General features: G+C 69.9%; 6 protein-coding genes. 4 read left to right on the forward strand and 2 right to left on the reverse strand.

From position 1 onward, the window contains the following. The 3 genes from BWR60_RS34550 to BWR60_RS34565 all read left to right on the forward strand — a co-directional run. A partial coding sequence (locus BWR60_RS34550) for a phosphomannomutase/phosphoglucomutase (protein WP_218823820.1) occupies positions 1-1,543 on the forward strand: 1,543 nt, incomplete at its 5' end. 30 nt (positions 1,544-1,573) lie between these two features. After that, positions 1,574-2,803: an AGE family epimerase/isomerase gene (locus BWR60_RS34555; protein ID WP_088157640.1), complete on the forward strand. Its 1,230-nt coding sequence runs from the start codon at positions 1,574-1,576 to the stop codon at positions 2,801-2,803. A gap of 1,691 nt (positions 2,804-4,494) precedes the next feature. Beyond that, on the forward strand, positions 4,495-5,148 hold the full coding sequence (locus BWR60_RS34565; RefSeq protein ID WP_088157644.1) for a glutathione S-transferase family protein: 654 nt from the start codon (positions 4,495-4,497) through the stop codon (positions 5,146-5,148). Between the two features lie 6 nt (positions 5,149-5,154). On the opposite strand, the gene BWR60_RS34570 is transcribed toward BWR60_RS34565, so the two are convergent. Next, positions 5,155-5,451, reverse strand: a complete 297-nt coding sequence (locus tag BWR60_RS34570; protein ID WP_088157646.1) for a hypothetical protein — start codon at positions 5,449-5,451, stop codon at positions 5,155-5,157. A gap of 445 nt (positions 5,452-5,896) precedes the next feature. Beyond that, entirely contained in the window at positions 5,897-8,506 is a 2,610-nt protein-coding gene (locus BWR60_RS34575) for a glycosyltransferase (protein ID WP_144445861.1), read from the reverse strand. A 323-nt stretch (positions 8,507-8,829) separates the two neighbouring features. On the opposite strand from BWR60_RS34575, the gene BWR60_RS34580 reads away from it, so the two are divergent. Beyond that, the coding region (locus BWR60_RS34580) for a mannose-1-phosphate guanylyltransferase (protein ID WP_179222070.1) at positions 8,830-9,637 on the forward strand (808 nt) is incomplete at its 3' end.

Raw genomic sequence — 9,637 nt, forward strand, 5'->3', positions numbered from 1 at the left:
CCGCCGCCCCCCTGAGGATCCCGCGATGCTGCCCAAGCCCTCCGCATCATTGGCCCCGAACACCTACGCCTTCGAGACCACGCCGCTGGTGAAGCCGACCGGCTTCCGCGAATACGACGCCCGCTGGTGGTTCGGCCATCCCGGCTCGGACAAGCCGCCGGAGCTGAACCTGATGGGCGTGCAGGCGCTGGGCCTCGGCCTCGGCACCTATCTGCACGAGGCCGGGGTCAAGCCCGAGGTGGTGGTCGGCCATGATTTCCGCGGCTACTCCATGGCCATCAAGATCGCCCTGGCGCAGGGGCTGATGACGGCCGGCTGCACCGTGCACGACATCGGCCTGGCGGTGTCGCCGATGGCCTATTTCGCCCAGTTCGCGCTGGACGTGCCGGCCGTGGCCATGGTCACCGCCTCGCACAACGACAATGGCTGGACCGGGGTGAAGATGGGCTGCAGCCGCCCGGTCACCTTCGGGCCGGAGGAGATGGGCCGGCTGCGCGACATCGTGCTGTCCGGCGCCTTCGAGCCGCGCAGCGGCGGCGGCTACCGCTTCGTCGCGGGCTTCGCCGAGCAGTATGTGCGGGAGCTGACCGAGGGCCGCAGGATCGAGCGCAAGCTGCGCGTCGTCGCCGCCTGCGGCAACGGCACCGCCGGCGCCTTCGCGCCCCGCGTGCTGGAGGCGATCGGGCTGGAGGTGATCCCGCTCGACGTCGAGCTGGACCACACCTTCCCGAACTACAACCCCAACCCCGAAGACATGGAGATGCTGCACGCCATCGCCGCCAAGGTGCGCGAGACCGGGGCCGATTTCGGCCTGGGCTTCGACGGCGACGGCGACCGCTGCGGCGTGGTCGACGGCGAGGGCAACGAGATCTTCGCCGACAAGATCGGCGTGATGCTGGCGCGCGACCTGTCGGCGCTGCATCCCGGCGCCCAGTTCGTGGTCGACGTCAAGTCGACCGGGCTGTTCGCCGCCGACCCGGTGCTGCAGGCCCAGGGCGCGAAGACCGACTATTGGAAGACCGGCCATTCCTACATCAAGCGCCGGGTGCGCGACCTCAATGCCCTGGCCGGCTTCGAGAAATCCGGCCATTTCTTCTTCAACCCGCCGATCGGCCGCGGCTATGACGACGGGCTGGTCACCGCCATCGCCGTCTGCGAGATGATGGACCGCAACCCCGGCAAGACCATGGCCGATCTGTACCGCGCCCTGCCGCAGACCTGGGGGTCGCCGACCATGTCGCCGCATTGCGCCGACGAGGTGAAGTACGAGGTCGTGCAGCGGGTCGAGACGCGCTTCCGCGAGATCGCCGCCAATGGCGGGCTGGCCGGCCACCGCATCGTCGACCTGGTCACGGTCAACGGCATCCGCGTGACCACCGAGGACGGCACCTGGGGCCTGGTCCGCGCCTCCTCCAACAAGCCGGAGCTGGTGGTGGTGGTCGAGAGCCCGGTGTCGAAGGACCGGCTGCACGAGATGTTCAAGGCCGTCGACACGGTGCTGCGTGAGAATCCGGAAGTCGGCGCCTACAATCAGACGATTTGACGACAGGGACCTGCCGCTGGAGCCGATGTGATGAGCACCCCGAACCCGACCGAGCAGATCGCGACCCTGCAGGGCCTGCGCGACCGGCTGATGACCTGGCTGACCGCGCAGGCGCTGCCGATCTGGTGGGAGGCCGGCGCCGACCGCGAGCGCGGCGGCTTCCATGAGAGGCTGAACCTCGACGGCACGCCGTGCCTGGACCCGCGCCGCGCCCGGGTGCAGGCGCGGCAGGTCTTCACCTTCGCCGTTGCCGGCCGCCTCGGCTGGATCGGCCCGTCGCGCCAGGCGGTCGAGCACGGCCTGGCCTTCTTCCGCCGCGCCTATGAGCGGCCGGACGGCACCTTCCGCACCCTGGTCGGGCCGGACGGGGCGATGCTGGACGACAGCGTGGTGCTGTACGACCAGGCCTTCGCCCTGTTCGCCCTGGCCGTCGCCAGCACCGTGGTCGCCGACCCGGCGCCGCTGACCGCGGCGGCGACGCGGCTGCGCCAGCGGCTGGAGGCGACGCTGAAGCACCCGCTGGGCGGGTTCGAGGAAGCGGCGCCGCGCAAGCTGCCGCTCCTGGCCAACCCGCATATGCACCTGTTCGAGGCGTCGCTGGCCTGGGTCGAGCTGGGCCAGGGCCCGGACCAGCCGGCCTGGAATGCCCTGGCCGACGAGATCGCCGGCCTCGCGCTGTCGGATTTCATCGACCCGAAGACGGGCTATCTGCGCGAGTTCTTCGACGGCGAGTGGCGGCCGGCGCCCGGCCGCGACGGCCGCATCGTCGAGCCCGGCCACCTGTTCGAATGGGCCTGGCTGCTGGTGCGCTGGGGCACGCTGCGCAACCGCCCGGATGCCGTCGCCGCGGCGCGGCGGATGGCCGGGGCGGCGGAGGAGACGGGTGTCGACCCGGCCCGCAACGCCGCCGTCAACGCCATCCTGGACGACGGCGCGCCGGTCGATTCCGGCGCCCGGCTGTGGCCGCAGACCGAGCGGATCAAGGCCGCGGTGGCGCTGGCCGGCGTCGCCGGGACCGAGGCCGAGAAGGCGCTGTGGCGCGGCCGCATCGCCGCCGGCGTCAACGGGCTGTTCAAGTACCTGGACGTGCCGGTGGCCGGGCTGTGGCGCGACAAGCTGCAGGCCGATGGGACCTTCGTCGAGGAGCCGGCGCCGGCCAGCAGCTTCTACCACATCATCTGCGCCATCGAGGAGCTGGACAAAGCCTTCGCCGCCGGCCGGCTGGGCCCCGCCGTCCCGGTGTCCGGCGCGGCGGCCTGAGACCTTTTTGCGCTGCCTCTCCGCTTGGCGAGGCCTTTTCGTAACACCTGCCCCTCGGCGTCATTGCGAGGAGGCGAAGCCGACGAAGCAATCCAGGGGCCGGTTCGCGCTGGCCCCTGGATTGCTTCGCTGCGCTCGCAATGACGGTGTTTGGAATTCTGAAAAGGTCTGGCCTGGCGGGAGAGGTCGGCCTCGCGTGAGCCGAGACCGGGTGAGGGCAGGCCCAGGCCTCGACAAAATCCCCCCGGAGGCGCAAGCGCCTCCGACCTCTCCCGTGATCCCCGGGTCAAGCCTGGGGAGGAGAGGCAAAAGCAATCGGAGCGTGTGTATTCTAGGTTTCCATTCTATTTTATTGTCATCCTCGGGCTTGACCCGAGGATCCAGGGGCTTTCAAGAATCGCTCTCGGCGACCTCTGGATTGCCGGGTTGATCCTCGGATCAAGTCCGAGGACGGCAATGACAGTGGAGAGAGGGCGTCACCCCGTATCCGCCGGCTCCGGCCGGTCCTTGACCGGCGGCAGGTCCAGCCGCGCCAGGTGCTGGTCCGATGCCTCGACCCAGCGCTCCGCCTCCTCCGGCGGCAGGCCGAAGACCGGGCACAGCCGGGCCACCGCCTCCGCCGCCGGGAAGCCGTCGGCGATCTCCAGCAGATCCGGCCGGTCCATCTGTCCGACCATGGCGAAGAAGCGGCGGTCGCACTCCGCCTCGTCCTCCGTCCCCGCCTGGATCGCGGCGCCCAGCGCCATGATCACCCGCAGCCGCCGCCGGATCACGTCCGGCGGCGCGGCCGGGCCCGGGGCGGCAGCCTCCACATCGTCGGCCGGCGCGTAGCCCAGCTGCTCCAGCGCCGCATCCGCGGTGGCGAGCCATTGCACCGTGTCCGCCGGCAGCCCGAACTCCCGGCACAGCCGGGCCACCGCCGCCGGCGCCGGGGTGGTCTCGACCANAGCCTCCACATCGTCGGCCGGCGCGTAGCCCAGCTGCTCCAGCGCCGCATCCGCGGTGGCGAGCCATTGCACCGTGTCCGCCGGCAGCCCGAACTCCCGGCACAGCCGGGCCACCGCCGCCGGCGCCGGGGTGGTCTCGACCATCTCCACCACCTCAGGCCGCTCCAGCCGCTCGGCGATCTCGCCGAAGCGTTCGCTGGCCTCGGCATCCTCCGCCTCGGTCCTGGCGCCGTCAAAGGAAGCAGCCGCCATCGCCAGCATCGCCCGCATCCCGGCCGGCGCCCTGTCGCTCGCCTCTACGGGCCGAACCTTCTGCGGCGGCGGCACCTCGGGCGGGCGGGACAGCCTGTCCTCCAGCAGCAGGGTCAGCCGCAGCGAGCGGGCGGCGACGGCGATCCGGGCGCAATAATCGACACCCGGCTGCGGCGCCTCCACCGCCTCGGTGCGGGCGGCCTCCATCACCTCCATCTGGATCTCGGCCGCCCGGGCCAGCAGGCGCAGATGCCGCGCCGCCCGCTCCTCCTGGGGAGCGGCCGGGGCCTCCGATGCCTGGTCGGTCTGCGCCTTGTCCATGGAACATATCATGAACACAAATCGCCGATACTACCATTGCCTTATTTGGCCCCGCCGGCAGGCGACGGCCGGCAGGGTGGCATCGAACCGACAGAGAATGATTCCGGGCCGGGGAGTCGGACTCCGGCCCGGCCGATCGTCTTCCAGACAGGCAATCCCCGGAGACCGACGATGACCGTGACCATCACCGCCTTTGAACGCTCGCCCGACCGCGGCAACGGGCTGGCGCGCGACATGCGCGTCCGCTGGGCGCTGGAGGAGGCGGGCCAGCTCTATGACGTCCGCCTGCTGTCGTTCCAGGCGATGAAGGAGCCCGCGCATCTGGCCCTGCACCCCTTCGGCCAGATCCCGACCTATGAGGAGGAGGGCGGCCCGGCCCTGTTCGAGTCGGGGGCCATCGTGCTGCATATCGCCGAGCGCCATGCCGGCCTGCTGCCGGGCGAGGCGAAGGCCCGGGCGCGCGCGATCATGTGGATGTTCGCCGCGCTCAACACGGTCGAGCCGCCGGTGTTCGAGCGCGCCCTGGCCCGGATCCTCGAACGCGACGAGCCCTGGTACGAGCAGCGGCTGCGCGTCCTCGAGGACACCATCCGCAAGCGGCTGGCCGGCCTGTCCAGGCATCTCGGCGATGCCGAATGGCTCGACGGCGGGTTCAGCGCCGGCGACCTGCTGATGGTGACGGTGCTGCGCCGGCTGCAGGGATCGGAGTTGCTGGCGGCGTATCCGGAGATCGCCGCCTACATCGCCCGCGGCGAGGCGCGGCCGGCCTATCGGCGGGCCTTCGCCGCCCAGCGGGCGGTCTTCACCGCCGCCTCGGCCGGGTGACCGGCCCTATTCCCGGTCCGATGACGAGGAGAAGGCCGGCAGGGCGTGGTGCAGCGTCACATGCACCCACAGCGCCAGCAGCCCGCAGAACAGCGCGGTCGAGCCGAACCACGGCCAGCCCCAGGCCGAGCCGGCGGCGAGGATGGCGAGGATGGTGCCGGGCCCGGGCACCAGCCCGAGCAGCGTCGCGATCGGCACCGCGGCGGCCGCCGGGATGCCGGTCCAGGCGACCAGGCCGGAGCAGATGATCACCGCCTGGAAGGTCGACAGCGCGACATAGGCGACGAGGATCAGGAAACGCATGACGGCCGTATGGAAATGCTACTGGCGCGGCCGTCTGACGGCGGACTCGAAGCTTCCGGTGCTCACGCACCAAATGTGCGCTGCGCTCCGGTTCTCGAAACCACCGCCAGCCGACTCACACCAGCGCATTTCCAAAAAGGCCTCTCCGAGAAGATTGACCCGGCCCCTTCCCTCATAAGAAGGAAGACCCCAGGACAGGCGTCGACGATAGAGCGCGTTGCCTCTCCTCCCCGGGCTTGACCCGGGGATTGCGGGATCTCTTCACAACGCCCATCCCTCGCCGTCATTGCGAGGAGGCGAAGCCGACGAAGCAATCCAGGGGCCGGTTCGCATTGGCCCCTGGATTGCTTCGCTGCGCTCGCAATGACGGTGTTGGGAACTCCGAAAAAGTCCCGCAATCCCCGGGCCAAGCCCGGGGAGGAGAGGCCGCGCCGACCGCCTCTCGTCAGCCCTGCCGGGCCAGCTGGTCGCGGATCCGGGTGGCCAGGCCGCTCTGCCAGTCCTCGAAGCTGTAGTCGCCGAAGATCCGCGCCTGGCCCTTCAGCGCCCGGGCCTTCGCCGCCTCGCGGTCGGTCAGGATGGCGCGCATCGCCGTGGCCGCCTGGTCCACCCGCGGGCTGGCCCAATGGCCGACATAGGACTTGCTGCGCATCTGCTCCGGCGGCGTCGGCACCACGTCGACATCGACCAGGAAGGAATTGTCGGCGGTGCAGAAATCCTGGGTGCCGGAATAGTCGGAGACGATCACCGGCTTGCCCAGCATCATCGCGTCGGCGATGCCGTAGCCGAAGCCCTCGGCCCGGTGCAGCGCCACGAAGACGTCGGAGGAGTCGATCAGCGACCAGTATTCGGCGTCGGTCAGGTTGCCCTCGACGATCTCGATCCGGCCGTCGCCGGTGATGCGCTCCTCCACCTCCTCCCAGTAGCCGTCGAAGTTGCTCCAGTGGCCGGGGTCGATCTCGCGCATCTTCAAGAGCAGCCGCACCTCCTCGTCGCCCTCGGCGAAGGCCTGCTGGAAGGCCTTGACCACCGACAGCGGGTTCTTGCGCACGATCGAGGAGCCGAATTCCGCCAGCGACAGGAAGATCAGCTCGCTCGGGCTGCGCCGGAACCGGTCGAGGAACGGGCTGAACACCCGGGCCGGCGGATGGGCCAGGCCCTTGCGGATGTTGCTGATCGGGGTCGAGGTGATCTTGCGGTAGCCGTCGGCGACGAAGCCGGACGGGGCCCAGATCTCGTCCACTGCATTGGCGCCCAGCAGGTGCGTCTCCGGCGGCGTGTCGGTCTCCCACAGGTAGAAGCCGATGATGTGCGCGTCCTCGCAGATCGAGGCGAAGCGGGCGATCATCTCCGGCGCCCGGTCGGCGTTGACGCACAGCACCACCACCCGGGCGCGCAGATTCATGTCCTCGCGCCAGCGCCCCTCGGGGTTGACGCACTGGCCGTCATCGGCGTTGAACACCAGCGGGTCGAACGGCGACAGCGCCTCGACGAACATGTTGAGGTTGCGGCCGAGGCCGGTGGCGTTGGCGTGGCCGACGACCACCAGGTCGACATACTGGATCGCCGGGTCCGCCGCCGGGGCGGCCGCCAGCTCCGGCGCCACCGCCGAGATCGCGGCCAGGCGCGGCGAGCGGCTGTAGACCTGGTCGATCAGCTGCCGGCGCAGCACGTCCGGCCCGCGCTCGGCGATCAGCTCCTCCGGCACGGCGCGGCCGTTCAGGAGCGAGATCAGCGCCAGGTCGAAGCGGGTGAAGTGGCCGGCGACCTCCTGCGGCGTCGACCCCCAGTAGGACATCCAGTTGCGCGGGTTGAAGGAGCAGCGGTTCTGCTCGACCAGGTCGGCCAGCACCTCCTTGAACGACAGGGTCAGCGCGTAGCCGGCCTCCATCATCTTGTGGGTGGTGCCCTCATCCTCGTGCCGGAACAGCCAGTACCAGCTCCACGGCAGGGCCCGGCTGCGATAGGCGTCGACCACCGCGCTCAGCCGCTCCTTCAGCGCCTTGGAGATCAGGAGCTGGTTGTTCTTGTCGCTGATGAAGGGCGCGGTGGCGAACTTGTACTGGACCTTGCGCAGCCCCTCGTCGCTGAAGATGTCGATATGCTGGTAGTGCCGGCGCCAGAACGAGAACAGCGCCAGCGAGACGTCGTTCTTCAGGGCGCGCTTGTTGAACACGCCCTCCGACAGCGCCTCGTGGATCTCGTTGGTCATGCAGAAGATGCTGCGCCGGTCGGCGTACTCCATGACGTCGGAGATGATCCACTGCGCCGTGCCCTGGTAGCCGACCAGGTTCTTGGTGTCGCAGTCGTACCGGTTCGCCATGTAGCGGACGAATTCCGGGATGCGGCCCTTGACCTTGTCGCCGTCCTTGGCGACGTCGAGCCGCGCCATGGTCTTCGGCAGGTGGCATTTGGCGGCGTAGCGGGCGCCGAGATAGTCGGTGCGGCCGACCATGTCGGCCAGGTGGTCGGCCAGCTCGCCCAGCGCGTCCGGGTCCTTCCAGAAGGACAGGGCGGTGAAGGCCGGGCCGGGCACCAGCGTGCCGTCGAGCTCGAAGCCCAGCGAGCGGTGCCGGCCGTGCAGCCGGGTGGCGGCGAAGGCGACGCGGCCGGTCGCCGGGTCGGTCCGGGCGTCGAAGATGCGGCGGCCGTCGACCACCAGGGCCAGCTCGACCGGCTCGGCCGGGTCGAGCTGGTTGATGCCCCAGAGATGCAGCATGCCGTCCTCGACGAAGACGCCGCCGATCGCCGGCTGGTCGAGGGGCGACAGCACGTGGTTGTGCTGGGAGAGGCAAAGCGCCGCAGCCGCCTTGGCCGCGTCCGCCGGATCGAAATCCTCCTCCGAATCCCGGGCCACGCTGTACAGCCGGTCCAGCAGCGCCGTGCGCCGGGCCTGCACCCCCGGCGCCCCGTCGCGGGATGCGCGCGATTCCCGCGACCGGGCGTTGACGCCGTCCCAGTCCGCCGCGTCGATCAGCCCCTGCAGTTCCTGGGGATCGATCGCCGAACCGGAGGCATCAGGAATCACCGCTGCGACCAAGGCTTGAATCTTCATGGACGACGACCCTTCGACCGGGGAAACCTGGGATTCGAACGGGCGGCTGGACGTCCCGTTCGAAATCGAAGACTATGCTGCAGCGCACATAAATTCAAATCATAACGACGCGAAATCTGATTTCGCAGCAGCCCAGGGATGAAACCCCATGGACCGGATGCGCGGGAACATTCCGCGGATCCCGGAATTCATAGCGCCGTATGTGGCCATCGCGGAAGCTCGGGTTATCGGAAGATTTTCCCGGAATTTGATGGTCTTCGGAGTGTTGAATTCGCCAACCTGATGGCTGATACAAGGTCAGCACCTGAAATCTGGAGCAGGTCATGAGTCGGATCGAGCGAGCGGTGGTGCCGGTGGTGTTGTCGGGCGGATCGGGGACGCGGCTGTGGCCGCTGTCGCGGGCCGGGTATCCCAAGCAGTTCCTGCCGCTGGTGTCGGGCAGCACCATGATCCAGGAGACGGTGGCCCGGGTCGGCGAGGCCGACGGCTTCGCCCCGCCCGTCTTCATCTGCGCCGACGACCACCGCTTCATCGTCGCCGAGCAGATGCGCCAGATCGGCGTGGCGCCCGACGCCATCATCCTCGAGCCCTCGGCCCGCAACACCGCCCCCGCCGTCGCCGTCGCCGCCCGCTTCCTGGCCGACCGCGACCCCGACACGCTGATGCTGGTGCTGCCGGCCGACCACCACATCGCCGACCCCGCCGGCTTCCGCGCCGCCATCGCCGCCGCCGCACCCGCCGCCCGCGCCGGCCACCTGATGACCTTCGGCATGCAGCCGACCGCGCCCGAGACCGGCTACGGCTACATCCTGCCCGGCGACGAGATCCCCGAGGCGCCCGGCGCCCGCGCCATCGACCGCTTCGTCGAGAAGCCGCCGCGCGAGACCGCCGAGCGCTTCCTGGCCGAGGGCCGGCACCTGTGGAACGCCGGCATCTTCCTGTTCACCGCCGGACAGTACCTGGCCGAATGCGGCCGCCACGCCCCCCAGGTCCTCGCCGCCGCCGACGCCGCGCTCAAGGCCGCCTCGCGCGACCTCACCTTCCTGCGCCTCGACCCCGCCGCCTTCGTCCAGGCCCCCTCGATCTCGATCGACCACGCCGTGATGGAGAAGACCGACCATGCCGGCGTCG

It is taken from the genome of Inquilinus limosus (assembly GCF_002195995.1).
In the GTDB taxonomy this organism is placed as follows: Bacteria; Pseudomonadota; Alphaproteobacteria; order DSM-16000; family Inquilinaceae; genus Inquilinus; species Inquilinus limosus_C.